1 protein-coding gene is annotated in these 541 nt (G+C 69.9%); it reads right to left on the minus strand.

Annotated features, from left to right (window positions below; all coding sequences use genetic code 11):
* Nucleotides 1-541 (minus strand): hypothetical protein (locus AC5P09_RS52120; RefSeq protein ID WP_493880652.1); only part of this gene is annotated, 541 nt, incomplete at both ends.

Raw genomic sequence — 541 nt, forward strand, 5'->3', positions numbered from 1 at the left:
ACCCGCTCGTAGCCGCGGTACTGCGACCAGGTGCGGTGCTTGTTCTCGGTGAACTCGCTGTCGTCGTACGCCCATCCGGCGCCGCCGAGGAACTCGTAGCTGGTCACCTTGGCGGGGCTGTCGGTGACCAGGTCCTCCTCGCGGACCTCGGTGGCGACGTACTTGTGGAACCAGTCCTTCACCGGTGCGAGGGCGCCCTTGGGCGTCCAGTACTGCGGGAAGCAGCGCATGGTGTTGGACTCGGGCGACGCCGGCATCCGCTTCGGCTCCAGTGCCTGGCAGTCGCGCGGCGAGTAGGTCACGCCGATACGGCCGCCGGTCTCGGTGTCGATGGCGTGGATCCGGTAACGGGAGAAGGGCGGCAGGCCCTCCACCTTGTCGACGCGGTTGTCCATCTGGACGCCGGAGAAGGTGACCTTCGGCATCGCCGCGGTCCCGCCGGCGCCGTGGCCGGTGCGGGCGATGGACTCCAGCCACAGGGCCGGGGAGGTGCCGTCACCGGTGGCCGGGAAGGACTGGTCCAGCGCCCAGGAGTCGACGG

Source organism: Streptomyces sp. a15, assembly GCF_059026085.1.